21 protein-coding genes and 1 pseudogene are annotated in these 25,618 nt (G+C 72.1%); 10 read left to right on the top strand and 12 right to left on the bottom strand.

Annotation, left to right across the window (positions count from 1 at the left end; genetic code table 11):
* Positions 1 to 34: 34 nt before the first annotated feature.
* Together E1264_RS45005 and E1264_RS00300 are read left to right on the top strand one after the other, a co-directional pair.
* Positions 35 to 143, top strand: a pseudogene (locus E1264_RS45005) (IS5/IS1182 family transposase); the annotation flags it as partial.
* A 317-nt stretch (positions 144 to 460) separates the two neighbouring features.
* Positions 461 to 1,060, top strand: coding sequence for a helix-turn-helix transcriptional regulator (locus E1264_RS00300; RefSeq protein WP_132168289.1), 600 nt, complete (start codon positions 461 to 463; stop codon positions 1,058 to 1,060).
* Positions 1,061 to 1,595: 535 nt separating this feature from the next.
* Here E1264_RS00300 and E1264_RS00295 read toward each other — a convergent pair.
* A complete protein-coding gene (locus E1264_RS00295; RefSeq protein WP_132168287.1) occupies positions 1,596 to 2,195 on the bottom strand; it encodes a hypothetical protein in 600 nt (199 codons plus the stop codon).
* A gap of 1,194 nt (positions 2,196 to 3,389) precedes the next feature.
* On the opposite strand from E1264_RS00295, the gene E1264_RS00290 reads away from it, so the two are divergent.
* Genes E1264_RS00290 through E1264_RS00285 form a run of 3 tightly spaced genes read left to right on the top strand, consistent with a single transcriptional unit; the run spans position 3,390 to position 8,357 of the window.
* Entirely contained in the window at positions 3,390 to 3,800 is a 411-nt protein-coding gene (locus tag E1264_RS00290) for a hypothetical protein (protein WP_132168285.1), read from the top strand.
* Positions 3,797 to 4,777: a hypothetical protein gene (locus E1264_RS42895; RefSeq protein ID WP_165963892.1), complete on the top strand. Its 981-nt coding sequence runs from the start codon at positions 3,797 to 3,799 to the stop codon at positions 4,775 to 4,777. Before E1264_RS00290 ends, E1264_RS42895 begins: the two co-directional genes overlap by 4 nt.
* Before the next feature lie 28 nt (positions 4,778 to 4,805).
* Positions 4,806 to 8,357, top strand: coding sequence for a CHAT domain-containing protein (locus E1264_RS00285; protein WP_165963891.1), 3,552 nt, complete (start codon positions 4,806 to 4,808; stop codon positions 8,355 to 8,357).
* An 899-nt stretch (positions 8,358 to 9,256) separates the two neighbouring features.
* Here E1264_RS00285 and E1264_RS00280 read toward each other — a convergent pair.
* From E1264_RS00280 to E1264_RS00230, 10 genes are all read right to left on the bottom strand, one after another.
* Entirely contained in the window at positions 9,257 to 9,904 is a 648-nt protein-coding gene (locus E1264_RS00280; protein WP_243710667.1) for an amidohydrolase family protein, read from the bottom strand.
* Between the two features lie 805 nt (positions 9,905 to 10,709).
* The gene (locus tag E1264_RS00270) at positions 10,710 to 11,801 is read right to left on the bottom strand and encodes an FAD-dependent oxidoreductase (protein WP_132168277.1); all 1,092 of its coding nucleotides are present in this window, start codon (positions 11,799 to 11,801) and stop codon (positions 10,710 to 10,712) included.
* Positions 11,798 to 11,995, bottom strand: a complete 198-nt coding sequence (locus E1264_RS00265) for a ferredoxin (RefSeq protein WP_132168275.1) — start codon at positions 11,993 to 11,995, stop codon at positions 11,798 to 11,800. Before E1264_RS00265 ends, E1264_RS00270 begins: the two co-directional genes overlap by 4 nt.
* Before the next feature lie 24 nt (positions 11,996 to 12,019).
* A complete protein-coding gene (locus E1264_RS00260; protein ID WP_132168273.1) occupies positions 12,020 to 13,189 on the bottom strand; it encodes a cytochrome P450 in 1,170 nt (389 codons plus the stop codon).
* A gap of 262 nt (positions 13,190 to 13,451) precedes the next feature.
* Positions 13,452 to 14,021, bottom strand: coding sequence for a sigma-70 family RNA polymerase sigma factor (locus E1264_RS00255; RefSeq protein ID WP_132168271.1), 570 nt, complete (start codon positions 14,019 to 14,021; stop codon positions 13,452 to 13,454).
* Positions 14,022 to 14,414: 393 nt separating this feature from the next.
* Complete coding sequence (locus tag E1264_RS00250) at positions 14,415 to 15,083, bottom strand: hypothetical protein (RefSeq protein ID WP_132168269.1); 669 nt, start codon at positions 15,081 to 15,083, stop codon at positions 14,415 to 14,417.
* Between the two features lie 109 nt (positions 15,084 to 15,192).
* The gene (locus tag E1264_RS00245; protein ID WP_132168267.1) at positions 15,193 to 16,209 is read right to left on the bottom strand and encodes a sugar ABC transporter permease; all 1,017 of its coding nucleotides are present in this window, start codon (positions 16,207 to 16,209) and stop codon (positions 15,193 to 15,195) included.
* Positions 16,206 to 17,378: an MFS transporter gene (locus tag E1264_RS00240; protein WP_207935629.1), complete on the bottom strand. Its 1,173-nt coding sequence runs from the start codon at positions 17,376 to 17,378 to the stop codon at positions 16,206 to 16,208. Before E1264_RS00240 ends, E1264_RS00245 begins: the two co-directional genes overlap by 4 nt.
* Positions 17,379 to 17,439: 61 nt before the next feature.
* The gene (locus E1264_RS00235) at positions 17,440 to 19,068 is read right to left on the bottom strand and encodes a class I adenylate-forming enzyme family protein (RefSeq protein ID WP_132168265.1); all 1,629 of its coding nucleotides are present in this window, start codon (positions 19,066 to 19,068) and stop codon (positions 17,440 to 17,442) included.
* Complete coding sequence (locus E1264_RS00230; protein WP_132168263.1) at positions 19,065 to 20,906, bottom strand: CoA transferase; 1,842 nt, start codon at positions 20,904 to 20,906, stop codon at positions 19,065 to 19,067. Before E1264_RS00230 ends, E1264_RS00235 begins: the two co-directional genes overlap by 4 nt.
* A 104-nt stretch (positions 20,907 to 21,010) precedes the next feature.
* Between E1264_RS00230 and E1264_RS00225 the strand changes: the two genes are divergently transcribed.
* The 5 genes from E1264_RS00225 (at position 21,011) to E1264_RS00205 (ending at position 25,357) form a co-directional block, all read left to right on the top strand.
* Positions 21,011 to 22,186: an acyl-CoA dehydrogenase family protein gene (locus E1264_RS00225; protein ID WP_243710661.1), complete on the top strand. Its 1,176-nt coding sequence runs from the start codon at positions 21,011 to 21,013 to the stop codon at positions 22,184 to 22,186.
* 80 nt (positions 22,187 to 22,266) lie between these two features.
* Positions 22,267 to 22,869: a hypothetical protein gene (locus E1264_RS00220; RefSeq protein ID WP_132168259.1), complete on the top strand. Its 603-nt coding sequence runs from the start codon at positions 22,267 to 22,269 to the stop codon at positions 22,867 to 22,869.
* A 102-nt stretch (positions 22,870 to 22,971) separates the two neighbouring features.
* Positions 22,972 to 23,727, top strand: a complete 756-nt coding sequence (locus E1264_RS00215) for an ATP-binding cassette domain-containing protein (RefSeq protein ID WP_243710660.1) — start codon at positions 22,972 to 22,974, stop codon at positions 23,725 to 23,727.
* On the top strand, positions 23,724 to 24,566 hold the full coding sequence (locus tag E1264_RS00210; RefSeq protein WP_132168257.1) for a metal ABC transporter permease: 843 nt from the start codon (positions 23,724 to 23,726) through the stop codon (positions 24,564 to 24,566). Before E1264_RS00215 ends, E1264_RS00210 begins: the two co-directional genes overlap by 4 nt.
* Complete coding sequence (locus tag E1264_RS00205) at positions 24,563 to 25,357, top strand: zinc ABC transporter substrate-binding protein (RefSeq protein WP_165963890.1); 795 nt, start codon at positions 24,563 to 24,565, stop codon at positions 25,355 to 25,357. The genes E1264_RS00210 and E1264_RS00205 overlap by 4 nt, the downstream gene beginning before the upstream one ends.
* Before the next feature lie 32 nt (positions 25,358 to 25,389).
* Here the strand turns inward: E1264_RS00205 and E1264_RS42890 are convergent, their stop codons facing one another.
* Positions 25,390 to 25,566, bottom strand: a complete 177-nt coding sequence (locus tag E1264_RS42890; RefSeq protein WP_165963889.1) for a hypothetical protein — start codon at positions 25,564 to 25,566, stop codon at positions 25,390 to 25,392.
* Between the last annotated feature and the right edge of the window lie 52 nt (positions 25,567 to 25,618).

Below are 25,618 nucleotides of genomic sequence, written 5' to 3'. Positions count from 1 at the left end.
CGTCCGCGCGAGGCCGCCTGGGACGGGCTGGGGGTTCCTGGTGCTGGACGGCACCCTGATCGCGCTCGACCGCTTGGCCGCCGACCGGCCTTTCGCTTCCGGAGAGCATCGGCACCACGAGGATGAATCCGCAGGTCATCGCTACCCCAGGCGCCGACATCGGACGGGTCTCGGGCGCGTTTCCCGGCCCGCATCCGGGGTCTACGGCGCGCCGCCGGCCCGCCAGTGCCGGCTGGCCGACAAGGGGTATCACGCGCGGGCGAACCGCTGATCACCCCGTACAGGGCAAGACAGGACGCCGACCAGCACGCTCACCTGCGCCGCCGGGCGAACGCGCCAGCACTCTGGCGGATCCTCCGCGAGCTCCGCTGCCCTCCCTGCCGCTTCGCCGTTTACAGACCCGGGAAACTTTCGCACGCTGTCGTTGTCAAAGCCCAAGAAGAGTGGATGTAATGAGCCAGTGGACCAGATACCCGCGATCAATCGGGCCCTGTCGGAGGTCGGCCCCCGGCTGCGCCGGTTGCGGCTGCAGCACGGCCTGACGCTGTCGGCGCTGTCTGAGGCCACCGGCATCTCCAAGAGCACGCTGTCCCGGCTGGAGTCGGGCGGGCGCCGTCCCAAGCTGGAGCTGCTGCTGCCGATCGCGCAGGCGTACCAGGTGCCACTGGACAAGCTGGTCGGCGTCCCCGAGATGGGCGACCCGCGCATCCATCTGCGCCCCCGGTCGGTGGACGGCAACGTCGTGCTGCCGCTGACCCGGCAGCCCGGCCCGCTGCAGACGTACAAGATGGTGGTCCCGGCCCACCGCGACACCCCCGAGCTGTGCACGCACGAGGGCTACGAGTGGATGTGCGTGCTGTCCGGGCGGCTGCGGCTGGTGCTGTCCACCCATGACCTGGTGCTGGACCCCGGCGAGGCGGCCGAGTTCAACACCCGGCTGCCGCACTGGTTCGGTAGCACCGGCGAGGCGCCGGTGGAGCTCCTCAGCCTGTTCGGCCGCCGGGGCGAGCGCATGCACCACCGCGCCCGCGATGCAGGACGGCGGCAACCGTCCGAATAGCCGCGCGGCTCGGTCCACCGACCCGACGGCACCCCGCGCTGCCTCGGCGAACGCGGATTCGCCCCGCTCCAAGGCCGCCGGCACATCACCTCCGGCCGGCCCGGCGGGGCCGTGGGGACCGAAACATTTCGAGCAGGCCAACCTTCGGTCAGTGCATACCTACTTACATTCAGCCCGGTTGTGGTGAATTGACGGAAGGTGGTCAGGGCATGGTGGACCCCACTTCTTGGCGCGCTCCAACTGCTGCGGGGTGGTGAACTCACTGTCGTCCGCGTGGTGGCCGCCGTAGACGCACCACAACTGCAGACCGCAACTCGGGCCCGGCCGAGGACGCGTTGCAGACCCGCCTACGGTGGAGGAATTCTCATCGAGGTGACCATCAGCGCCCCGGGCCCCGCAACGAGTCGACGACGATCTCAACGCCAAGTACTGGGCGGAACCCGACGGCTGATCATCCGTCCGCCCGGTGCCCCTCGGACGCTTGGGGGCCCTCCGATGCACTGGAACCGGCCCCTCCGCCCTTAACTGTCGGCGGTTACTTATGGCTAGTTTCCACCTCGGGAGGTGATTTGGCTGTGTATAGGCTCGCGCCTGAACCTGGGCCACTGACGAACCCGTTGGTCACCTCGGGGTCGATGAGGCGCAGGACCCCGGTACAAGGGCCGAGAGCGTCGAGCCGCGCGGTCAAGGTGATCGTGTCGGCGGGCACGTTGAGTTTGTAGAAGCCGACCTCGTGGGTGAGGGGGAATCGCCCGCTTTTGTCGTGCAGTCGCCAGGTGAGACGGGCCTCGGAGGCGCAGGTCCTGTCGGGCTGGAAGTCAATGCCGCCGTCGAAAACGTACTTGGGACCGGTGTGAAAGAAGCGTTCGGCCCAGGTCTTTTTCAGATGAGGCAAGGTAAAGATGGAAACCACGGACTTTCCTGCGGACAGCCGGTAGGCGAGCGCCTTGCTGGTGTAGGCACGGTGGGCCGACTCGGGCGCCGAGACCTGCGAGGGCATGGCTCCGGCGGAGAGCCAGGCCGAGGTGATCGTCTTCGTGTCGGAGTTGACTAGCGGATCGACCATGCCGAAGGTGATGACTCCTCCGACCGCCACCACGACGACAGACACGGGAAGTGCCACCGCCGTGCCCACGAAGATCCGCCTGGTGTGAGACGGAGCGGTGGGGGGCTGCCCGGCGACGCTCCCCCGCTCCAGCGGCCGTGGTGCTGATGCCGCGCTCAACGCCGCGGTGACACGGTTATGGCGACTCCTCTCGGACACGACCCGGCCCTCCGAACAATGCAGCTAGCTACGACACAGCTATCAACCACGATATGACGCCCGGCCAGCCGCCCGAGATTTCCGCAACGCGAGGTTCCCGCTACCTGCCGAGCAGCCAGCGCCTGCCCAGATTCGGGGTTCTCAGTGCGTGTTTGAGAAGTTGATTCCGGTCGGCTTGTCTCCGTGATGCCGTGTGCCAGTTCGTGCAGGGTGGCGCGATGGCTCGGACGTCGTGTTACCCCTCGGACCTGGCCGACGATGAATGGGCGCTGGTCGAGCCGCGGCTGCCACCGGCTGGCGATGGCGGCCGGCTGGAGAAGCATCCGCGGCTGTGAGGGTTGCCGCCTGGGGAGCGTCCCCGATTGACCATCCTCCGCTCGGGGATGGCGGGTTGCAGTTGAGGAGAAGGAGCCGTGGTCGAGGGCCGCCTTCTGGGCGCCGGCGCGGCACGCGGAAACGAGTCGACCGTCCAGCCGCCCGCGTTGATAATGAATCATGGTCGAAGACCGGGAGACCGGCGATGGCCGGGACCGCATCGATACATTCGTCGCGCGGGTGCTCGAAGAACGCGGCGGAGTGGTCGCGTTGGAGTTGCCTGGCTATGAGGTAGGGGAGTTCGTCCAGCGTCTCGATATCGCCTTGGAAGACGCGTTCGGGAGCCTTGACTTCGACGTCGGAGTGCGGATGGTGCTGGGTTCGGGTCGGGCTGGTGCGCAGGGTGGTCGAGGAGGAGTTGGCCCTGATGCGGGCACCCGGTCACGCTTCTGCCCATTGGGAGCGGCCCGCTGGGGCGGCGACGCGACTCATGCGTCGTCAACGGTGCGTGGGTACGCCAGCCTGTCCGGCTCTATCTGGCCCCCACTCGGGCACGATTCTGCTGGCCCGGTTCCCCGCCGTCCCCGATTTCTGGGCCGCCCATATTCATGCTGAGGCTTGACCCGAGCAGACCTTGATGTCTATTTCACCATCGGGTTGGTGTTTACGACGATATGGTTACTTATGGTCCCACCCGCTCGTCGGGAGCGGGTTTGTATTTACGTGGTTTGACCTCGGCCGGGGGTTTGGATGGAGTCATCACAGGTCGAAGCCGGGCTGGCGTATGTCTGCGCGAATTTTGGGGAGATCCGGGCCCTCCTCGAGGATGAAGGGGCCGGCGAGACGATGCCGTTGTCACAGTTGAAGGCAGCGCTCCAAGATCGGCAGAAACCCGATCGACAGGGGCCTTCGAGGGAGCACGTGCCCGAGTTGCTGAATGCGGTGCACCTCGCGGTCCAGGCCCGAGGAGACGTGCTGGGCGTATTCGGATATGGCGGTTTCAGGAGCGTCATGGGTGCGGACGGAGTGGAGAGCCTGGAGATTGTGTATCGGTGTCCGCTGAAGGCCTGCGCGGGGCGGGATGAGGCCGAGGTGTCGGAGTTCCCGCCGCGCTGTTCGATCAGTGGAGTGGCGCTAGTGCGCGAACCACTCGACCCATGAGCGGGCTGCTGGGCGAGCTCGGCAAGAAGCTCGCCGAGCGCTGGCTGTCGCTGCTGGTGCTTCCCGGGGCGCTGTACCTGGCGGTCGCCGCGGCGGCCGTCACTCTCGGGCACGGCCACGCGTTGGACGTGGGACGGCTCGCCCATGAGGTCACCCGCCACGCCAAGTCGCCCTCCGTGACGAATGCTGGCGGGCAAGTGATACTGCTGGCCGCGGTGCTGGCCGGGGCCGCCGGGGTGGGCGTGGTCGTCCAAGCTCTCGGTGTGCTGGTCGAGCGGTTGTCCCTCGCCGCCGGGTGGCGCCGATGGCCGCGTCCCGTGGAGGCCCTTGTCCGGCGATGGGTCGATGCCCGGCAGCGGCGCTGGGACGCCGCGCACGCCGCTTGGCATGCCGAGTACCAAGGGGCGAGGGCTCCGAATCCGGCCGATCGGCCGGATTCGGCCGCACGGCACAGGGCCGCTCGTGATCGGGATCGGATCGCGGTGGAACGCCCCGCCCGGCCCACCTGGAGCGGTGACCGCGTGCATGCCGTCGCCGTCCGCCTGGACCGGCACCATCATCTGGACCTGGCCACGGTGTGGCCACAGCTGTGGTTGATCCTGCCGGACGCGGTGCGCCGCGAGCTGAACGTTGCCCGCGCGGATGTCTCACGTGCCGCGACGCTGGGGGCATGGGCCGTGCTCTATGTGCCGCTGGCAGTCTGGTGGTGGCCTGCGGCGCCCATCGCCATCGTGATCGCGGTCACCGCCCGCCACCGTATCCGCAGCTCAACGGATGCCTATGCCCGGTTCCTGGAGGCTGCCACCCGCCTGCACGCCACGACTCTGGCAGTCCGGTTGGGCATCATTCCCGCAGTGCCCGCGGACCAGTCCCTCGAAGCGCCGCCAGTCCAGCCCCTCGACCGCGATCTTGGCCGCGCCCTCACCCGTCATCTGTGGACCCACCTGCCGCCTCCCAGGCCGCCAGCGAGCCGTTAAACGGCGCAAACATAATATTTCTGTAGCGATGGCGAAGGCGGGTTCGATGCGAGAGCGTGATCTTGCCGCGGTCGAGGCGCGGATCGAGCGGATTAGGACCACCGGAAAGGCGTCGCTGGCGCTGAAGCGGGGCGCTGTGAAAGACATGCGCCGACTTCTGCGGATTATTCAGGACGATCACGCCGACCTTCAAGCGTGCTACCTGCTCGGCTGGATGTTCTGGTATCGGCATAGGGCCATGCCCTACATCGACGACGAGCTTGACGCGGCCGTGGAGATGTTCACGCCATGCTTCGTCGAGGGCGTCGAACCGCTGCCCGAGGCCGTTCTTCCTGTGCTCGCCGAGTCGGTGGTGCCGATTGCCGAAGCACGGCTGGATGACCCTGTGAGGTTGGGTCAGCTGCATCGGTTGTCGGACGACATCGCGCTCTGGCGACGCATCGCCGGCGCGACGACTGCAGATGACCCGTTTCGAGCCGCCCGGCTGACACGACTCAGTTTCCTTCTGTGGTTCCGGTTTCTGCGCAACGGTAAGGCGACGGACGTTGAGGAATCGGTGGCCATTGCCCGCAAGGCGGCCGCGCAAGACGAGGTAGGCGACACCGACACGGCGTTTCGGCTGAGTGTTCTCTGCCTCGCGCTGACCGCGAGGTTCAGCATGAACGGAATGGTGACGGACCTCGATGAGGCGATCGAGACCGGGCGTGAAGCGATCACGCTGAACGCCGTGGACACAACCACGGTCATGGTTCGGATGGCCCTTGGCACAGCTCTGCTGACACGAGCCCGCATGACCGGGGACGACGAGGACCTGGAGGAGGCGATCGTCGTCGCCCGCGAAGCAGTACAGAGGGGCGAGGCCGGCGACCCCGATGACGCCTCCGCGCTTTCACTCCTCGGTGGCGCTTTGCTGACGCGCTTCGAACGAAGGGGGGATCTGGCCGATGTGAACGAGGCCATCACGGCGTGCCGCGCTGCCGCCCGAGTCCTCCCCGCCGATCACGCCGACCGCACAGATGCGGTCTTGATCCTCGGCGAAGCCTTGAAGAGGCGGGCTTTCCGCACACACAGCGAGGCGGACCTGAACGATGCGATCGCCAACCTTCGTGAGACGCTGAAGATCAGCGGACCAGACAATTCCCGTCGGCACGGCATGCTTTCGTCCTTGGCCGGCGCCCTCCACATGCGCAGTGAGCACACCGGGGACCTGGCCGACTTGGACGAGGCCATCACGCTCGGACGACAAGCCGTCACGCTCACCCACGATGACCACCCTGATCGGCCTCTCATGTTGGCGAACCTCGCCCGGGCCCTGCAAAGCCGGTTCGGGGCGACCGGAGGCACAGCGGATCTCGACCAGGCGATCGTAGTCGCGCGTGAGGCGGCCAACGTTGTTTCGCCTGACTCCTCCGCGCGCGCCAACGTCCTCCTCAACCTCGGCTCGGCTCTGCAACAGCGCTTTGTCCGCACCGAGTCGCGCGAGGACATCGACGAGGCCGTCACCGCTTGTCGCCTGGCGGTCCAGACTGCGCTCGGCGAGCGAGCCGCCGCTCTTCTGCACCTCAGTCGGGCTCTGGGACCTCGGTTCGTGGCTTTCGAGGAGTCCGCAGATGGTGAGGAGGCCGTTGCCGCTGCGCGTGAGGCGGTCGCGATCATTCCGGCCGACCACAGCCGCCGACCGATCGTGCTGTTCGAACTGAGTCGTGCACTGGACGCCCGTTTCAGGCTGACGGGTGACGAGACGGACCTTGAGGAGTCCGCCGCGCTCCTCCGTGAGGCGATCGAGAGCACCGCCGACGACGCGGATCGCGCGCTCTATCTGAGTCGACTGGGTGATCGCCTTCGTTCACGGTTTGGGCGTACCGGCGTCCCAGCGGAACGGGATGAGGCAGTGGCCGCCTGGTCAGAGGCGGCGAGCATCGTCACAGCACCGGCCTCATGGCGGATCGATGCCGGCTGGGCGGCGGCCAGATTGATCGCTGATTCCGACCCCGGCCGCGCCGCCAAGTTGCTCGATGCCGCGGTGCAACTGCTGCCCGAGACGGCTGCCCGGCACCTCCACCGCAGCGATCGGCAACGCGCGCTTGGGGAGTACGCCAGTTTGGCTGCCGATGCCGCGGCGCTCACGCTTACCGACACAAGCGTGCGCCGTACGGATGAAGAACGCGCGACCCGCGCTTTGCGGCAGCTTGAGCTGGGCCGCGGCGTGCTGCTCAGTCAAGCGCTCGACACCCGTAGTGACTTCACCGACCTCCAGGCACGCCATCCAACTCTGGCCGCGCGCTTCACCGAGCTGCGCGACCGGCTCGACGCGGATGACACCATGGCGGTCCCGCTGATGACGGGCGACGCCGGTTCGCCACAGGATTGGGGTGTCGACCGGAGGCGACGGATCGCGGCCGCCTTCACGGCCACCGTCACCGAGATCCGCGCGCTTGAGGGATTTGAGAGCTTCTTGCGTCCACCCGAGCCGTCTGAGCTCGTCCGGCACGCCGCACATGGGCCGATCGTTGTCATCAACGTCAGCCGGTACCGCAGCGACGCGCTCCTTTTGACGGTGGACGGCATCAGGTCGCTCAAGCTTCCTGGCATCGACGCGGCGGCCCTTGCCAATACCTGGCTACAAGCTCTCGACGCCGTGCGCGATCCCGAGCAGCCTGCTCGACGTAGGACCGCCCAGACCACCATCGTCGAGATCCTCGAGTGGCTGTGGGACCGCATCACCGGCCCAGTTCTCGACGAGCTCGGCTATCGGACCACTCCAGCGGACGGCACCGAGTGGCCACGGGTTTGGTGGGTGCCATGTGGTCCGCTCAGTCTGCTGCCGATCCATGCTGCCGGATATCACCGTGAACGCCCTGGAGCCTCCGGCCGACGCGCTGTCATGGATCGTGTGATCTCCTCCTACACCCCGACCGTACGAACGCTCGGCTACGCCAGAGACAAGGACAGCACTTCGGCTGTGGTCGACCGGGCATTGGTCGTGGCCATGCCCACCACACCTGGAGCCAAGCCGCTTCACCATGCGGCGCGGGAGGCGTCGCTGGTCCAATCTCGGTTCAGCCGGCCCACGGCGCTTATCGGTGGCGACCAAGACAGCCTCACAACACAGCGAGTCTTGGACCAGCTGTCCCGCTGTCCTGTTGCCCACTTCGCTTGCCACGGCACCATCGACGAGACCGACCCTGCGCAGAGCAAACTCCTCCTGCATGATCACGGGGTGGCCCCGTTCACGGTCGCCAGGCTCGCATCGATTCAGCTCGATCAAGTTCGCCTGGCATACCTGTCAGCCTGCACGACGGCGCTCAATCCCGCTGCAAGCCTGGTCGATGAGGCCGTTCATCTGGCGACCGCGTTCCAACTCGTCGGCTACCCACACGTGATCGGCACCCTTTGGGAGGTCGACGACAGACTCTCCGCGGACGTCGCCGGCGCCTTCTACGAAGGCGTGAGCATCGACGATGGACAGATCGATCCAACACATGCGGCACGGTCTCTCCACCAGGCGGTGCGCACCGTGCGCGATTGCTTTCCCGCCGCCCCGTCACTGTGGGGCGGCTACCTGCATGTCGGGGCTTGAGAAACACGAGCGACGGACAAAGCCTCGCCGGGTGTGAGCCACTAGAGGAAGGGGCGCGGTACGGGCACTGCGATTGCTGGAGGCGGGCCGTGGGGTGCTGCTCGGCCAGGCGCTGGACATCCGGAATGATCTCACCGATCCCCCGTCCGCCGGCCCATCGGCGTCCGCCCCGCCGGAGTATCGATGAAGCGGACTCCGCAACGCGTGACGAGTGACGGTGACGACGTCGGCGAACGAGCCGCGACCGCCCGTGACTGGACGTACATCGAGTGCACCCGGTTCGTCATCTCCCGAGACCAAGCAGCAGATCACTGACGGGGACAGGGGAACCGGAACGACGCAGCGGCACCGCACGTCGACCGCCGTCGGGATCGGGATCGGGCCCGACCCGAGTCCGAACTCGATGCCTCCCATCCGAGATCACCGGACAGTCGGTCATCGCCGTCTACGGCATCACGACGCTCAACACCACGTCTCCCGGGTGGACCGAGGACCTGAATCCCAAAGGGCCGCCTTTGACAATCTCGATGGGCAGCCTTCCAACTCTCCTAAGGTGCAGCCGCAGCACATCGTTAACGGTGTCCGGCGCGGGAGCCACGCCACAGTCACGAGATCGTGAAGCGGGATGGGATGGTCAGGCGGGCGTTGGGTGGGGGGAGCTTGCCGCCGTCCCGCACGGTCGCCCTATTTGCGGCCCGTCGTTGCGTATAGATCTGGTCCCGGCTTTCCTTATCGCGGGCGACCTGCTGCGCGGTGGTGGGGTCTTGACGTTCATCAGGGGGGCGGCTGGTCCTCCGGTCTCCTGGCCCCGGCCATGGTGCCAGCGGCCGCGATCCGCGGGCGATGACCAGGGCCGTATCCGTGTCGTCCGGTGCGGGTGGTGCGGCTCGGGGGGCGGGTCAGGTGGTGGTCTGGTAGGCCTGTGCGTAGTTCACCGAGGCGCCGCGTTCGGCCTGTCCGACGAAATCGGCCAGTTCCCGGGTGCTGAAGTGGTGCAGGGACGCCGCCGCGCGCTCGATGTTGTCCAGCGCGGCGTTCGCCTTGGCGCGCAGGGCGGCGAGGTCGTGCCCGACGAGTGCGCCGCCGCGCTTGCGGAACTCGCCGTTGACCAGCACCGTGTCGACGTCCGCGGCCTGCGTCTGCAGGACCACGCTCGCCTGCGGGTGGGACGAGCGGACCAGGTCCCAGCGCGGCCGGACGGCGATCACGTCGGCCTTCTTGCCCGGGGTCAGCGAGCCGATCTTCGAGTCGAGCCCCATGATGGCCGCGCCGTTGGTCGTGGCCCAGCCGAGGGCGTCGCGCACGCTCAGCTCGATCTCCAGGGGCGCGCGGCCTTCGGCGTGGACGGGCAGGCTGTCCATCGCCCGCTGGTGCTGGAGCGCCAGCCGCATCTGTGAGAACAGGTCACCGGATCCGCAGATCACGCTGTCGGTGCCGATGCCCGGACGGATGCCCTGGGCCATGGCCTGCCGGATCGGCAGCAGCCCCATGCCCATCTGCAGCTCGGTCTCGGGTGAGGTGGTGACGTTGGCGCCGCTGTCGCCCAGCAGCTTCCACTCCTGCGTCCAGGCCGTTGCAGTGGACGTGCAGGTGGCCCGGCAGCAGCAGCCCGTGGTCGTCGAGTTCGCGCAGCCCGCGCAGCAGGCTGGAACCCGTTTGCGCGCCGGTGTGCGAACAGCCGAGGACGTCCAGCTCGCGGGCGGTGCGGACCTCGGCCGCGGTGTCGTTGAACGGGATGGTGCCGAAGTCGCTGTACAGGATGCCCATGCGGTACATGTCGTCGTCGCCGGAGAAGTGCTCGGCGCGGACGCGTGCGGCGTCCTTGAGCCGCGCGGCGTGGTCGGCGAAGCCGGGCGGCCGGAACTCGTAGCGCTGCATGCCGTAGTTGTAGATCGAGCGCAGGCCGGCGGCGCGCAGCCCCGCGACGTTGGCGTCGGCGTGGGCGGGGGTGTTGACGCAGTCGCAGCAGTCGACGATGGCGGTGACGCCCGCGTCCAGGCATTCCAGCGCGCCGACCAGGGTGGCGACGCCGAGGTCCTCGGCCTGCATGATCGAGCCGATGCCGTAGAAGGTGTTGGCGATGAACTCCAGCAGCGCCTGGTCGCCGGAGATGCCGCGCAGCAGCGCCAGCCACGTGTGCCGGTGCGTGTCGATCATGCCGGGCAGGATGTGGCCGCCGGCGACGTCGACGCGTTCGGCGTCCACGCCGGCGAGGTCGGCGGCCCGGCCGACCGCGGCGATCCGGTCGCCTTCGACCAGCACCGCCCCGTCGCGCAGGTCGCCCAGGGCGGGGTCCATCGTGGTGACGTGCGCACCGGTGAGAAGTATGCGGTTCATGAGGGCTCCACGAGGTCAGGCCGCCAGGCGGCGCAGTTTGGCGATCGGCATCGGGTGGTTGACGGACGCGGCGCATCCGGGGGCGTCGCCGGGAGGCCAGCGCAGCACCAGCGAGCGCTCGGCGGGCGCGCCGGAGACGGTGAGGGGTTCGGCGTCGTCCGGGACGGGCCCGCACACCTTGATCGACAGCCCGAACTGCTCGGTCCAGAAGTAGGGGCGGGGCACGTGTGCCGGGACGTCCGGGGACAGCAGGGTCAGCGCCGCCGCCCGGCCCTGCTCCAGCGCCGCGGTCCACAGCGGGGTGCGCGCCGCGCCGCGCCGCACGACGGCGTCCCCCGCCCCGACGATCTCCGGCGCCGCCCGCAGCCGGGCGTCCACGACGAGCCCGTCAGCGGTGATCTCCAGGCCGGACCCCGCCAGCCATTCGACGTTGGGCCGGTCACCGGCCGCCGTGACGATCACGTCGGCGGTCAGGGCCCGCCCGTCGGCGTACACCGTGCGGCCGTCGGCGGCGAACGTCGCGGGGGCCCGTGGCCGGACGAACCGCACCCCCGCCTCGCGCGCCGCCCGCACCGCCAGGTCCGACAGATGGCGGCCGAGATGGCGGCGCAGCGGCGGCATGTGGTCGACCACGGTGGTCGGAAGGCGGCGTGCCAGGCACACCGACGCGATCTCCATGCCGAGCGGGCCCGCCCCGACGATCAGGACGTCGCCCGCGGCGTCCAGCGCGTCCCGGAGGGCGAGCGCGTCGTCCATGGTGCGGAGAGTGAAGCCGCCGCCGAGGCGGTGTGCCCGTGCCCCGGTCGCGACGACGAGTCCGTCATAGGGGAGTTCGTCGCCGTCGGATAGGCGGACGCGGCGTGCGGCGGTGTCCAGCCCGGCGGCCCGTACGCCCAGGCGCAGCTCGATCCCGTCGGCCAGCGGCAGGTCGGCCGAGCCGGGCCCGTGCGTGCCGCTCAGGATGTCCTTGGACAGCGGGGGCCGGGAGTAGGGTGCGCGGGACTCGGCCGACACCATCGTGATCCGGCCGTCGAACCCGGCGGCGCGCAGCGCGTTGGCCGCCGAGACCGCCGCCAGCGAACCGCCGGCGACCACGACGTTCCTCACCGCTGGGTCCGCAGCGCCGCGACCGGGCACACACCGGTGGCCGCAGTGGCCTTGGCGGCCAGGTCCGCGGGGATGTCGCGTCCCTCGTAGACGGGGTGCAACCGGCCCTCGTCGTCAAGCCGGAACAGGTCGGGCGCCTGTTCCTCGCACAGGCCGTGGCCTTCGCAGCGGTCGTAGTCGGCGATGACGCGCACGGGGCGACTCCTTCTCAGCGATGGTCAGACGGTGACGCGGGTGGGCAGGGTGTCGAACGCCCGCATGAGGTTGTTGACGGTCCGGCGCTCGCCGCTCACCTCGAAGCGCCGGACGCGTCCGGCGAGCTCGGTCAGCACGGCGTGGGCCTCCAGCCGGGCCAGGCCCTGGCCGGCGCAGCCGTGCGCGCCATAACCGAACCCGACGTGGTCGACCGGGTTGCGCCGCACGTCGAACTCGGTGGGCCGCTCCCACTTGCGCTCGTCGCGGTTGGCCGAGGCGAACATCACCAGCACCTGCGATCCGGCGGGGATCGGCACGCCCGCGATCTCGACGCCGGTGACGGCGCGGCGGCCGAACTGGCGCACCGGGGTCTCCAGCCGCACCGCCTCGTTGAAGGCGGCGCCGACCAGCGCCGGGTCGGCCCGCACCAGGTCCCACTGCTCGGGATGGCGGGCGAACAGCCAGATCGCGGCGGCCAGCCCGGTCACGGTGGTGTCCAGCGACGGCACAAGATAGTCGATCATCAGGGAGACCGCCTGGTCGCGGTCCACCCGGCCGTCGTCCATCGCGCGCAGCACGCTGTGCGCGAGCCCGCCGGGTCGCGCGGTGCGCGCGTCCACCATGCGCGCGGCGTAGGCGGCCATCCGCCCGGACACCGCCAGCGCCTCCTCGGCCCGCCCGTTCAGCGGCCCATGGCAGTTGAAGTTGGCCGCGGCCCAGTCGATGAGGTGCTCGCGGCCGTCGGCAGGGATGCCCAGGAAGTCGGGCACGATCTCCATGACCATGTCGCGGGCGAGCCCGTTGACGGCGTCGAACTCGCCGGCCGCCACGGCGCGTTCGACGACGCGCGCGGCGACCGCCTGGACGTCCGCGCTCAGCGGGCGCAGCGCCCGTGGCGTCAGGTCGTGCGCGACGAGGCCGCGCAGGAACCGGTGCCGTTCGCCGTCGCTGGCGAAGGTGGAGCCGCGGATCAGGTCGTTGTAGTGCTGGTTGAGCGAGACGCCGTCCTCGGTGCGGAATCTCTCGTCGTCGCCCAACACCGCCCTGACCTCGGCGTAGCGGGGCAGGGCGTACACCTGGTGCGCCTCCAGCCAGACCACCGGGCCGAGCGCGCGGAGCCTTTCATAATGCGGGTAGGGCTCGAGGATGGCGTCTTCCTCATAGAGGTCTTCGGTGTAGACCGGAACACTCATGTGGCCTCCCTCACAGGGCGTCCGCCACATCCTCGGTACGCGCGCACATAACGGTCAAATACCGAAACGGGGTGCTGGTATGACCGACCGTATATAGCGGCCGGGCAGCACGGCAGCGAGCGCATCGGCTGGAGGCATACCCCTCCCCTGTGTCAGGTCCGCAGCGGCTAACCCGCGACGAGCGGGCTGTCGACGCCGGTCGCTCGCGGCGTACCCCTCAGCCACGGCGACGCGGCCATCGCGCGCCGCCTACGGCATGGGGTCAGCCTGTGGCGTCGCGGGATTCGGGGAGGCGGGCCAGGCCCAGTGTGTCGATCAGCTCGGCGCGGGCTCGGGCGACGCGGCTGCGGATCGTGCCGACCGCGCAGCCGCAGGCCGCGGCTGCGTCGGCGTAGGACAGGCCGGCGATCGCGGTGAGCAGCAGCGCGGCGCGGCGGTCGGAGGGGAGCCGGTCCATGGCATCGGTCACCTCGCTGATCAGCATGAACTCCTCTTTCTGGGGGCGGGTCTCGGCCTGCAGCCGGCGGGTCGCCGTCCGGGCCCGGGTCCGGCGTCCGATCTCCTCGGCGCACACGCGGCGGGCGATGGTGAGGAGCCAGGGCAGCGGCGCCGACTCGCTGCGGTAGGTGTGGAGCGACCGTACCGCCCGCAGGTAGGTCTCCTGCGTCAGATCATCGGCCGACTCACGGTCCACCAGCGCCGCGCACGCGCGCCAGATCGCCCCGCTGGTCCGTTTGATCAGGTGGGTCAGCGCTTCGCCGTCTCCCGCTCCGGCGCGCAGCGCCACGGCGTTCAGGTCGAGTGTGTCCGGGTCCTCGCGCAAGACGGTCATGCCTGATCACCCGGCCCGGCTATCGCGGACGCGGCCGGTTCATCAGGGGTCGGCGATCGTCTGTCCCGGTCGCCGGGCCCGGTTTCCGGGCGGGATAACCGCCTGCGGCAGGGGCATCCGCAGGTGGGTGGTCGTTTCTCCGCGGAGGCGATCGGCGGGGGTGCTATTTCGTGCGGACGGCAACGTCGCATATCCGGTTTCCTTTTCACGTGGTGAACCGTTTTCGTAGGGGCCGTGGCCGGTCAGCGGGCAGCGCTGGCAGTACGTGCCTCTAAGGCCCGGGCGATGCCTGGGCGTGCGCGTTGGACGGCGCCGCGTGGCGGCGTCCAGAAGCGCAGGGGTGATCTTGCGGTGCGGGGCCGGGGTGGACGTGCCGCCCGCGCGATCGGTGGTTCAGGCGGCCATCGGGGGGCCGCGGCGGATCACCGCGTGGTGCAGGAGAACGGTCTCACCGGGGGCGGCCTCCGGCCCGGGTCTGGCCGCGACCGGTGAAAGGCGGAGCGGCAGGGCGGGGAGGCTCATGAGGATCGCGCTGAGCAGCGCTTCCAGCGGGCGGGTGAGCGTGCCCGTCGCGCGCCGTGACAGCCGGATCAGCTCCCACAGCGCGCGGTCGCCGTGATGCACGAGCCATCCGAGCAGGGCGGCGATGGCCAGGTGCACGGCGAACATCGCCGGTCCCGGCATCAGGGAATCGCCCATGAGCGGTCCGGTCTCGTGACCCGAAACGGCGTGTGCCGAGCGCGGCAGGCCGTCGTCGCCTGTGAGCGCGGCGTGGCGTTGCCCGCGGCCGAACACCACGTGCAGGACGGTCTGGCTGCACAGCAGCATCGCGACGATGCCGGGCCTCGTCGGCGCCCGGCCCGCCAGGGGCGTCAGCAGGCACATCATCACCAGCCACCCGGCGAGCAGCGGCCGCCATGGGAGCCCGGCCTGCGAGGCCAGGGCATGCGCGCTCGCGGACGCCGACACGCAGACGGTCGAGAACGCCGCCGCCCGGAGCAGCCGCATGCCCCGGTCGACGCGAACCGCGCCCGCCGCCTGTCCGGCCGGGTGATGTGTCATCGGACCGGGTCCGTCCGTCTCATCGGGCGTTCGCCATGAGGTGCTCTACGAAAGGTAATACACGTTCCTGCGGTGGCTCGGCTGAGGACGGCGGTTCCGGACACGGCGGTCAGCAGGCGGCGGGGTCGATGGCGCCGGTGAGCATGGCCAGGCCGGCCGCCATGAAGAAGTCGCCCCAGACCAGTTCGTGCCGGACGGCCACGTCGTGCTCCAGGTCGTAGCAGCCGTCCAGCAGCCGGCCGTCGCGGACGTGTTCGGCGGCCAGTACGGCGAGGACGTGGGCGGCCCGGTTCCGCAGCCGTCCGGCGCGTGGGCCGGGGAGACGGCAGGCCAGTTGGAGGGCGGCGACGGCCTCGATCGCCGCCGCCGAGGTGTCCGGTGTGCCGCGGGACGTGGCGATGGCGGCCGGGACGGGCGGGGCGTCGGGGGCCAGTCTGGCGCTGACGGCCGGGTGTTCCAGGCAGCGGCGGACGCGGTCGCCGGGTGCCTGGGCGGCGGCCAGGCAGAGCCAGCCGGTGGTGCGGCTCCAGCCGGGCGGTGGTGTCGGATGCGGTTTCCAGGTTCCGTCCGGTGTCGCCTGCCAGGCCGGGCGGAGGTCGGGTGTGTTCAGGGTCAGCCCCAGTTGCAGGTCCAGGTGTGCCTCGGCGGCGCGTGCCCCGTCCGGGCCTGCCAGGCGCAGCAGTGTCGGCAGGCCGGGAAGGCCGTCGACCCGTGCCAGGTAGCGTGGGCCGCCGAACGCCGCGCCCCAGGGCACCAGCCCTAGCCGGGGGTCGTGAGCGGCCAGGCACATCCTGGCGGCCTCGGCCCGCAGCGCCGCGGTCTCGTCGCCGCCCAGCGCGGTGCCGTACCAGAAGATGAGCCCACGCGTGGCCGTGTCGGCCTGGAGCCAGGGGGCCAGCATCCCGGTCCGGCGCCGGGCGGCGGCGCGGTCGGACGGGTCGCCGGTCACGATCGACCGCAGCCACAGCAGCCCGGCCCAGAAGCCGCCGGTCCACGATCCCCGGGCGGTGGTGGTCCAGCGGCCCGAGACCGGGTCGGCGTACAGCGGCCACCGCGTTCCCAGCTCGCGTTCCACCGCCCCCACCCGGTCCAGCACCTCGGTGAGCGCCCGTTCCGCCCAGCTCATCGCCGCCTCACCACGATCAGGGCGGCGAGGGCGAACTCCGCCGCGACGACGAGCCAGGCGGACGTGTATCCGGCGGCGTCCACCACGACGCTGAACGCGGGCGGGCCCAGCGCGAAGCCGCCGAAGAAGCCCGCCGACACCAGCGCGGAGGCCCGCCCTGCGGTCCGGGCGTCCGCGCCGCGGACGACCGTGACCATGGACACCGCGTTGCCGGCGGCGGCGAACGCGCCCACGCCCGCCGCCGCGACCCAGACCAGCGGGCCGACCCGTCCGGACACGCCCAGCAGCAGTGCCGCCGCGCAGGCCCCGGCCATGAGCGGGGCCAGCAGGACCGCGGGACGGTCCAGGCGCCCGGCCCGCCGCGACCATCCCACCCGGCCCGCGATGCCCGTCACTCCCAGCACCGCCACCAGCCAGGCGGCCACGACCGGGTCCAGCTCCAGCCGTTGCGAGCCGAACAGGGCCAGGTAGGTGTTGACCGAGGCGATTCCGGATCCGAGCAGGAGGGAGAACATTGATAGGCGGCCGACGCGTACCGCGGGTTGCCCGGACGGCGAGCGGGCGGGGAGCCGGACGGGATCGGGAGGCAGCAGCCACCACGCGCAGACCGCGACGAGCAGGGCGCATCCGGCGGCCGTCCAGACCGCGGCGCGCCATCCCGTCCACCCGGCGAGCGCCGCCAGCGGCAGCCCGGCGGCGAACGCGCCGAGCTGGACACCGGACTGCTTCCACCCGGTGACGGCCCCGCGCCGGGCCGGTTCGACGGCGGCAATGATGATCTTGTTGGTGGCGGGGTTGGCCAGCGCCTGCGGCAGCCCGCCGAGGGCCACCGCCGCCAGCAGCACGGCGGTCGCGGTGGCCGAGCCGATCAGCGCGAGCGCGGCGGCGGCCAGCACCAGCAGGGCCACCAGGCACCGCCGGGCGCCCAGCCGGTCCACCCAGCGGCCCGCGGTGAGCGAGAGCAGGGCGGCCACGCCGAAGCCCGCGGTGGTGGTCAGCCCGAGCGCCGTGCGGGAGAAGCCCGCCTCGGTGACCAGCCGGGGCCCGAGCGCGCCGATCAGGAACAGCTGCAGCATCGACACGCTCATCGCGGCCGTGAGCAGGACAGGCGCCCATCCCCCGTGCGCGGCGCGCGCGGGGGTCTCCGGTTCTCGGACGTCCGTCATCATCTCCCTCTCCGGTGGACGGCCGCCTTGCGTCCAGCGGGCCGAGGAGCTCCCTCGGGGCGGTTCAGGCCGGCGCCTCGGCGGGCAGGCGCTCGCGTAACGCGTCCCTGTCCGGTTTGCCCGCCGGGGTCAGCGGCAGCTCGTCCACCAGCAGCAGCCGCTCGGGATGCTTGGCCTTCTCCAGGCCCTGCTGCGCCAGGTGGGCGCACAGATCGTCCAGATCGACCACCTGTCCCGGCCTGGGCACCACGCAGACCGCCAGCCGCTCGCCGAGCACGGGGTCGGGCACGCCGAAGCACACGGTGTCCCGCACCCGGGGATGGGACGCCAGCGCGCGCTCGACCTCGGCGGGGCTGATGTTGAGGCCGCCGCGGATGACGATCTGCTTGAGCCTGCCGACCAGGTGGAGCAGCCCCGAGTCGTCGATCATCCCGAGGTCGCCGGTGCGCACCCAGCCCTCCGCCGTGCGGTACCGCTGGTTGAGTTCGGGGGCGCCGACGTAGCACATCGGGGTCATCGGTCCTCGGGCGAGGATCTCGCCGCCCCGCCGCTCGCCGGGGACGGGGGCGACGCGGATCTCGGCCACCCGCGGGTCGGGGCGCCCCACCACGACACCGGAACCGGAATCGTCCGCCGCCCGGACCGGCGCGAGCCCGCTGTGGCAGTTCACCCCGTCGGCGGACCCGTACACGTTGACGACGGGGCACCCGAACCTCGCCCGTGCCTCGTCGGCGGTGCGGGCGTCCAGCTCGGACCCGCCGACGAGCAGCGCGGTCATCGGCGGCACGGGACCGGTGTCCGGCCGGTCGAGCATCATGCGGATCATGGCCGGGACGGCCAGCACGTGCGTGGGCCGGTGCTCGGCGAGCGCGGTGAGCGCGGTCACCGGGGAGAAGCGCCCGGGCAGCACCAGGCAGCCGCCGTGGCGGGCCAGCGTGACCGGGGTTCCGTTGCTGCCGAACGCCGAGCCCAGCGGCACCAGCAGCAGGCAGCGCGGCGGCCCGCCGCCGTCGCCCAGCAGCGAGCCGAGGAAGTTGCCCCGCCCGCCCGCCAGGGCGTTGTGGGAGTAGGCGATCATCTTGGGCGCGGCCTCCGAACCGGAGGAGACCAGGATGCGGGCGGGCCCGTCGGGATCGGGCCGGGCCGGGACGAAACCCGTGGCGTCGGTGCCGATGATCCGCGACCAGGGCGTGCCGCCCGGCGGGCAGTCCCGCGGCCCGGCGGCCACCACCGCGCGCAGGGCCGGCAGCCGCTCGGCTCCGGCCAGCAGCTCGGCCGCGTGGCGGTGTCCCCGATGCTCGGTGGCGACGACGGCGACCCGGGCGCCCGTCCTGCCGAGCAGCGACACCGCCTCGGCCATCCCCCGGCCGACCGGGAACGGCAGCGCCACCGCCCCGAGCGCCGCCACGGCCAGCTCGGCGATCACCGCGTCGCGGCCGTTGGGCAGTTGGACGCCGACGACGTCGCCCTCGCACACGCCCAGGCGCCGCAGCCCCATCGCGGCGGCGCGGGCCAGCAGGTCCAGCTCGGCGTAGGTGAGCGTCCCCGCCGCGTCGATGACCGCCGGGCGGCCGGGATCGGCGAACCGGTGCGCCCTGAACAGGGCGTACAGGTCCAGATCGGGGCAGATGCCTTCGGACGCCCACCGCCTGCGGAGCGCGGCGGGCACCAGGTCCTGCACTTCCAGCGTCACGCGAACCTCCAGGGAGTCGGCACGGCTACGGCACCGTGGTCATCACGCGTCAGGACGGACGCGAACCGGGGATCGGCGGGAAGCTCGTCCAGCGCCACCGTCACCGCGGTGGCCCGCACTCCCGCGCGGCGGAAGGAGCGGAGCGCGTCCTCCGTGGTCTGATCCGCGGGCGGGACGTGTGCCCGCGCCGCGTCGTCATCGGCCACGGCCACCCAGCCGTCCGCCGTCGGCATGGGGCGCCGGAAACCCTCGGGCGCCCGGCCGCTCCGGCCCTCGGACACGCGCCGCAGGGCGGGGCCGGTCAGTTCCTCGGCGGCGCCCAGCAGCGAGGAGTCGACGCGGACGCCGCGGCCCTCGGCGGTGCGGAAGAGCAGGCCCGCGAGCACCGCCTCGGCGCCGAGCAAGCCGCCAAGGACGTCCAGCAAGGTCATGAGCGACGGCGCGGGAGCCTCATCCGCCGGACGCACGGCCTCGCCCACACCGGTCCGGGCCTGGACCATGAAGTCGGTGGCCAAAGGGGCGCCGTCGAGCCGGCCCGCCCAGCCGCCGGTGTAGGCGTAGACCAGGCCGGGATTGACCGCCCGCAGGTCGGCGTCGTCCAGGGCGAGGCGTTCGGCGGTGCCGGGCGCCCAGTTGTGGACGAACACCTCCGCCTCCGCCGCCAGCGCCAGCACCTCGTCCCGGCCCGCCCGCGACTTGATGTCGATCTCCACCGCCCGCTTGCCGCGGTTGAGCGCCAGCCACCGGGCCGACAGGCCGCCGCAGGTGGGCGGCATGCCGCGCAGCGGGTCGCCGCCCGGCGGCTCGATCCGCACGACGTCCGCGCCCAGCAGCGCCAGCAGGTGGGCGGTCAGCGGCGCCTGGATCCGCCGTCCGGCCTCCAGCACCGTCAGGCCCGCCAGCGGCCGGGCGTTCGCGGCCGATCCCGGCAACGGCCCCACCGCGGAGCGGGGCGGCACCGCGGAACAGGGCGCGATGGCGGGGCGGGGCACCGCCATGGAACGGGGCGCCCCTGCCAGCCGGGGCGCCCCTGCCGTACGGGGTGCCCCCGCCAGACGGGGTGCCACCGTCCACGGGGATCGCGTCCGCGGCTCGGCCAGGCGGTCCGCGAGTCGGTGCAGCGCGCACACCGAGGCCCCGGACTCCTCCGCCGCCCGCCGCACCGACGCCCACCCGGCGGCGCGCGCCGCCGCGTGCAACTCCTCGGGCAGCGGGCAGGACGCGGTCGCGTACCGGAACTGGAAGGCCCGCCACGCGGAGCCCGCGAGCCGTTCGGGTACGTCCAGCCGCCGCCAGAAGGCGGCCCACACCATCGGGTCAAGCGCCTCCACCTCGAACCGCACGTCGTCGGCCGTGACGAACGGCGGGCCGCCCGGCGCCGGCGGCACCGCCTCGCCCTCCTCGGCCGTGGACGCGGCGAGATACTGGCCGACCGCGAGGAGCCCGGCCAGGTCAACGCCCGTGCTGACGCCCTCCACGGCCCAGCCCCGGGCCCGGCCCAGCACGGCGGCCAGCACCCCCTGAGCCGCCAGCGCGGTGGCCGCCAGCGACAGGTAGTCGGCGGCAAGCCCGCGTGGCGCTCCGTCGCGGCGGCCGTGGACATGCATGACGCCTGTCGCGGCCTGGGCGGTGGCCTCGTCGGTCACCTCGTTCCCCGGAGCCGCCACGGCCCAGCGGATCTCGGCCGCCAGGGGACGCCGTCCCATCAGGGCGAGACGATCGCCGCTCACGCGCCCGAGGCGCCCGGCGACACCGGCCGCCAGGGTCGACGGCCCGGTGATGTGGAGCCCGGGCTCCTCCAGCGCGCGGGGCGCCGGGACAGTGGCGGGCGGCGCCATCGGCTCTCCTCTCGGCGGGAACCATGCCGCGCTTTCGCGCGACCTGTTCACCAAGAGGAGTGGGGGACTTCGGCCGACGAGTTCCCGGAAAGTTTGGAGTTGTCGTGAGCCGTGAGGAAGATGCCGATCTGTCCCTCTGGGGGGACCCGCGGTGCCCGCCGGACGTCCGGCCCCTCCGCGAACGGGTGGCCGGGTTCGTCCGCGAGCGGGTGATCCCTTGCGAACCGCGGCTCGACTCGGACGGCGCGCTGCGTGAACGGCTCCGCCGCGAGGCGCGAAAGGCCGGGCTGTGGGGGCTTCCGCTCCCCGCGGAGCTCGGCGGCGCGGGCCTGGCGCTGACCGGCTACGCTCACATCGCCGAAGCCGAAGGAGCCAGCGACCACGGCCCCGACGTGCTCGGCTCCACCGTCCTGCTCGACGTGACCACCCTGACCGAGCACGCCCCGCCCGCCGTCCGGGACCGCTACCTGTCCCGGATCGCGTCCGGCGAGCTGAGCCTGTGCAACGCGATGACCGAGCCCGGCTCCCCCGGCAGCGACCCCGCGCTGACCACGACCCGCGCCGAACAGCGCCCCGACGGATCCTGGACGGTCCACGGCCGCAAATGGTTCATCACCGGCGCGGGCCACGCCGACCTGGCCCTCGTGCTCGCCCGCACCTCCGGCGGCCCACCGGCGAGGACCGGGCTGTCCGTGCTGCTCGTCCCCACCTCCGCGCCCGGTTTCGAGGTGGTGCGGGAGCTGCCGGTCCTCGGCGCGGGCGGGCAATGGGAGCTCGCGCTGGACGGCGTCACCGTCCCCGCCGACCACCTGCTCGGCGACCCCGGCCACGGGCTGCGCGTGCTGGCCGGGCGGGTGCGGCTGGGCCGCCTGCTGCGCTGCCTGCGCTGGCTCGGGCAGGCCGAGCGGGCGTTCACGCTGATGCGCGACCGCGCCCGATCACGTCCCGCCGCGTCCGGGCGGCTGGGCGACCACCAGCTCGTCCAGCAGCTCGTCTTCGACGCCCTCCTGGCCATCCGCACCACCCGTCCCCTGGTCTTCGAGACCGCCGCGCGCATCGAGGCGGGGCACGACGCGCGCATCGAGACGGGCCTGGCCAAGGTCGCCGCCGCACGTACGCTGCAGCGGGTCACCGACGCCGCGATCCAGGTCCACGGCGCGGCGGGCCTGGGCCCCGACACACCCCTGCCGGCGCTGTTCCGCACCGGCCGGATGGCCCGCGTGCTCGACGGCCCGGACGAGCTCCACATCACCGCCGTCGCCCGCCGGGTCCTCCGCTGAACGCGCCCGGGAGACCCGCCCTCGTGGTCGGCGCCGCACGGCCTTTTCCGGCCGGGAGGGGTGTGGAAGTATCCCCCCACATGGACCCGTTATCGGTGGTGCGGTGGACGCGCGCGGCGGGTTTCGCCGCCACGTGCACCGGGCTCGCCGTGCTCGGGCACCTGGCCGGAGGCGGCGCCTTCGACCGGTCGGCGGCGCTGACCGGGTTCCTTCTCGTCCTCGGCCCGGCCCTGGCCCTGACCGGACGGGAACGCTCGCTCGCGTCGATCATCCCGGCCACCGGGGTGTCCCAGGTCGTCCTGCACCTCCTGCTCACGCGCACCTCCGGCGGGCAGAACGCCGCGGTGGCCCCCGGCATGGACGTGCTCGGCGACGGGACGCACCACGGCGGGTTACCCGGCCTGGGGATGCTGCTCATGCACGCGGTGAGCGTGCTGGTCACCTCGGCGTGGCTGGAATGGGGCGAGGCACGGCTGTGCGCGCTCGCGCGGGTGCTGGCCGGCTGGGTCGTGCGCCCGCTGCTCCTGCTGCTGGTCATCTCGGCCGGACGGGCGGACGTCCGCCCGCGGCCGATCCGGGACGGGCGCGCGAGCGAGCGCGCACCGGCCCAGGCGGTCCTGCGGTACGCCGTGGCGCGGCGCGGGCCTCCCGGGACGTGGACCGCCCCGGGCGCGACCGCGTGATCGGCAGATCCTTCGTGGCCGGTAGATCCACGTGATCGGCAGATCCTCGCAATGACGCTCCTGGGGCGATGCTCGTCGCCGGGCCGGCGGACCGCCGTCCGGATGTCCTTCGCATCCCTCCACCAAGGAGCCTTCGATGAACGCTTCAGCCGTGTGCGCCCGGACGGGCGCGCGTACCCGTCCGTCCGGATCCGCCTCCCGTCCGGCATGAGCACCGGCAAGGAGACCGGCCTGTCCCTCCGCCTGCGCGCGGTGTGCTGCCGCTACGGCCGGCTGCCCGTGGTCGACGGCGTCGACCTGCGTGTCGAGCCGGGCGAGCGCGTGGCGGTCACCGGGACCAACGGGTCGGGCAAGAGCACGCTGCTGCGCGCCGTCCTCGGGCTGCACCGCGAGGTGACCGGCGACATCGAGGTCGGCGGGCGGGCGGCGCGCCGGGCCGCCGACTGGGCCGTGCGGCGGCGGCAGGTGGCGTGGATGCCGCAGCAACGCGCCACCGGACGGTTCCCGCTGCTGGTCGGCGAGCTGCTCGCGAGTTCGGGGGGCGCCACCGCCGCCGCGTCCGCCGCGGCGCGGCTCGGGCTCGCCGGGCTGCTGGACCGGCCGCTGTCCAGCCTGTCGGGCGGGCAGCTGCAACGCGCCTACCTGGCCCGTGCGCTGGGGCAGGTGGCCGCGGGCGCCGGTGTGCTGCTGGCCGACGAGCCGACCGCCGCGCTGGACTTCGCCGGTCAGGAGCAGGTCGCGGGCCTGCTCGCGGACGCGGCGGCCACCGTCGTCGTCGCCACCCACGACCGGGCGGTCGTGGGCGCGTGCGACCGGGTGACCGAGATGGCCGCGGGCCGGCTGCGGGAACTGCGGTGAACTCGTTATCGGAGGTCCAGGCCCTCCTCGGCCTGCCCTCGGTGCGGCTGGCGTTCGCGGCGCTGCTGCTGGGCAGCATCGCGCTGCCGGTCGTCGGCGTGTTCATCATCGGCCTGGACATCCTGCCGGTGCGGTTCGCGATGATGCACGTCGCGCTGCTGGGCAGCGCCGTCGGCCTGCTGGCGGGCCTGGACCCGCTGGTGTGCGCGCTGCTGCTGTGCGCGGTGGCGGGCGGTTCGCTGGCGCCCCTGGCCCGTGCCCCGGCCGGGCTGTCGGGGGCGATGGGCCTGCTGATGACGCTGGCGGTCGCCGCCGCGCTGCTGATGCTGTCGGTGTCGGGCGTGAACGCCAACGGCGCGTTCGAGCTGCTGTGGGGCTCGATCCTGGCGACCCGTCCCGGGGACGTGGCGGTCCTCGCGGCGCTGGCCGTCGTCGTGCCCGCCCTGTTCTGGGTCCGCCGCCGGGACCTGGCCCTGCTGCTGCACGACCGGGAACTCGCCGTCTGCTCCGGCGTCCCCGCAGGGCCGCTCACCGCGATCCTGCTCATGCTGATCGCGGTCGCGATCGCCGGGGCGATCCGGCTGACCGGGGCGCTGCTGGTGGACGCCCTCACCCTCCTGCCCGCGCTCGCCGCCCGCCGGCTCGGCCGCTCGCTGACCTCGATGGCGGGGTGGGCGATCGGCTGCGGGCTGGCCTTCAACCTCGGCGGGTTCGCGCTCGCCCTGCTGTTCGACCTGCCGCCGGGCCCGGTCCTGGTGCTCTTCGGCGGCGCCCTGACCCTGCTGATCTACGTCATGCCGACGATCCACCTCGGCCAGAAAGCGAGAACACGACGATGATCCCCTCGATCCGCCGCCGCGGGGCGGCCTCCCTCGCCGCCGTCGCGGCCGTCGCGGCGGCGCTCACCGCCTGCGGCTCCACCGGCGACGCGACCGGCGACGACCGCACGCGCGGGCCGAAGGTCGTCGCGGCCTCCACCTGGGAGGCGGCGTTCGCCCGCGCCGCGGGCGCCCGCGACGTCAGCGTCATCGTGCCGCCCGGGATCGCGCACCCGCCGGACTACGACCCCAAGCCGTCCGACATCGCCAAGGTGGCCGGCGCCGACTACGTGCTGTACGCCCCCTTCGAGGGGTTCGCCCCAAAGCTGAAGTCCGCCGCGGGATCCAAGGCCAAGCTCATCGAGCTCCGGCTCGACAACGGCCAGGCGGCCGTGACGAGAGAGGTGACGCGGCTCGCCGGCGAGTTCGGCACCGGCCAGGCCGCCCGGACCTGGCTGGCCTCCTACAACACCGCGTACGCCGCCGAGAAGCGCAAGGTCTCCGCCGCCTACGCCACGGCGGGCAGGCCGGCGGTGGTCGCGCAGGCGTTCGTCACCTGGGCCTGCGACATGCTCGACGCCAAGCCGGTGGGCACCTACGGACCCCAGCCGCCCACGGCGTCACAGGTCGCCGGGCTGGCGGCCAAGAAGCCCGCGCTGGTGCTGGACAACTCCGCGATGCCCGGCGCGAACGCGCTGTCGTCCATCAGGGCCGAGCGCGTCACCGTCGTCAACTTCCCCGACGAAAGCCAGGACCTTCTCTCGGTCTACCGCACCGCCTCCGCTGTTCTCACCAGGGCACTCGCCGGATGAGGCGATCACCGGCGGCGGTGACGGCGGGGCCGTCAGCGGGACGCGTACGTCACCTGGCCGTCCCGGCCGGGCTCGGGCAGCTGTCCGGCGGGGGCCGGGGACCACGAGGAGAGGATGCCGGTCAGTCCCGGGACCGACTCGATCACCTGGCGGGCGGTGGGATCGGTGTGCCGCAGGAATGCCAGGTGACGGACGGCGTGGAAGGCCACCTGCTCGATGCGCGGCCTGGCCGGTGATGGGCTCGCCGGGCCGTCGCCGCGG

Origin of the sequence: Actinomadura sp. KC216 (assembly GCF_004348535.1) — a bacterium.
Taxonomy (GTDB): domain Bacteria; phylum Actinomycetota; class Actinomycetes; order Streptosporangiales; family Streptosporangiaceae; genus Spirillospora.
Note: the sequence above shows the minus strand (reverse complement) of the source record. Positions and strands in the feature narration are given on the sequence as shown.

What these genes read in the sequence shown, in the direction of transcription:
- E1264_RS00205 (WP_165963890.1), top strand. Translation starts at nt 24,563, where the DNA reads ATGATCCCCTCGATCCGCCGCCGCGGGGCGGCCTCCCTCGCCGCCGTC.
- E1264_RS00260 (WP_132168273.1), bottom strand. Translation starts at nt 13,189, where the DNA reads ATGAGTGTTCCGGTCTACACCGAAGACCTCTATGAGGAAGACGCCATC.
- E1264_RS00255 (WP_132168271.1), bottom strand. Translation starts at nt 14,021, where the DNA reads ATGACCGTCTTGCGCGAGGACCCGGACACACTCGACCTGAACGCCGTG.
- E1264_RS00245 (WP_132168267.1), bottom strand. Translation starts at nt 16,209, where the DNA reads ATGAGCTGGGCGGAACGGGCGCTCACCGAGGTGCTGGACCGGGTGGGG.
- E1264_RS00290 (WP_132168285.1), top strand. Translation starts at nt 3,390, where the DNA reads ATGGAGTCATCACAGGTCGAAGCCGGGCTGGCGTATGTCTGCGCGAAT.
- E1264_RS00215 (WP_243710660.1), top strand. Translation starts at nt 22,972, where the DNA reads ATGTCCTTCGCATCCCTCCACCAAGGAGCCTTCGATGAACGCTTCAGC.
- E1264_RS00240 (WP_207935629.1), bottom strand. Translation starts at nt 17,378, where the DNA reads ATGATGACGGACGTCCGAGAACCGGAGACCCCCGCGCGCGCCGCGCAC.
- E1264_RS00250 (WP_132168269.1), bottom strand. Translation starts at nt 15,083, where the DNA reads ATGACACATCACCCGGCCGGACAGGCGGCGGGCGCGGTTCGCGTCGAC.
- E1264_RS00230 (WP_132168263.1), bottom strand. Translation starts at nt 20,906, where the DNA reads ATGGCGCCGCCCGCCACTGTCCCGGCGCCCCGCGCGCTGGAGGAGCCC.
- E1264_RS00220 (WP_132168259.1), top strand. Translation starts at nt 22,267, where the DNA reads ATGGACCCGTTATCGGTGGTGCGGTGGACGCGCGCGGCGGGTTTCGCC.
- E1264_RS00285 (WP_165963891.1), top strand. Translation starts at nt 4,806, where the DNA reads ATGGCGAAGGCGGGTTCGATGCGAGAGCGTGATCTTGCCGCGGTCGAG.
- E1264_RS42895 (WP_165963892.1), top strand. Translation starts at nt 3,797, where the DNA reads ATGAGCGGGCTGCTGGGCGAGCTCGGCAAGAAGCTCGCCGAGCGCTGG.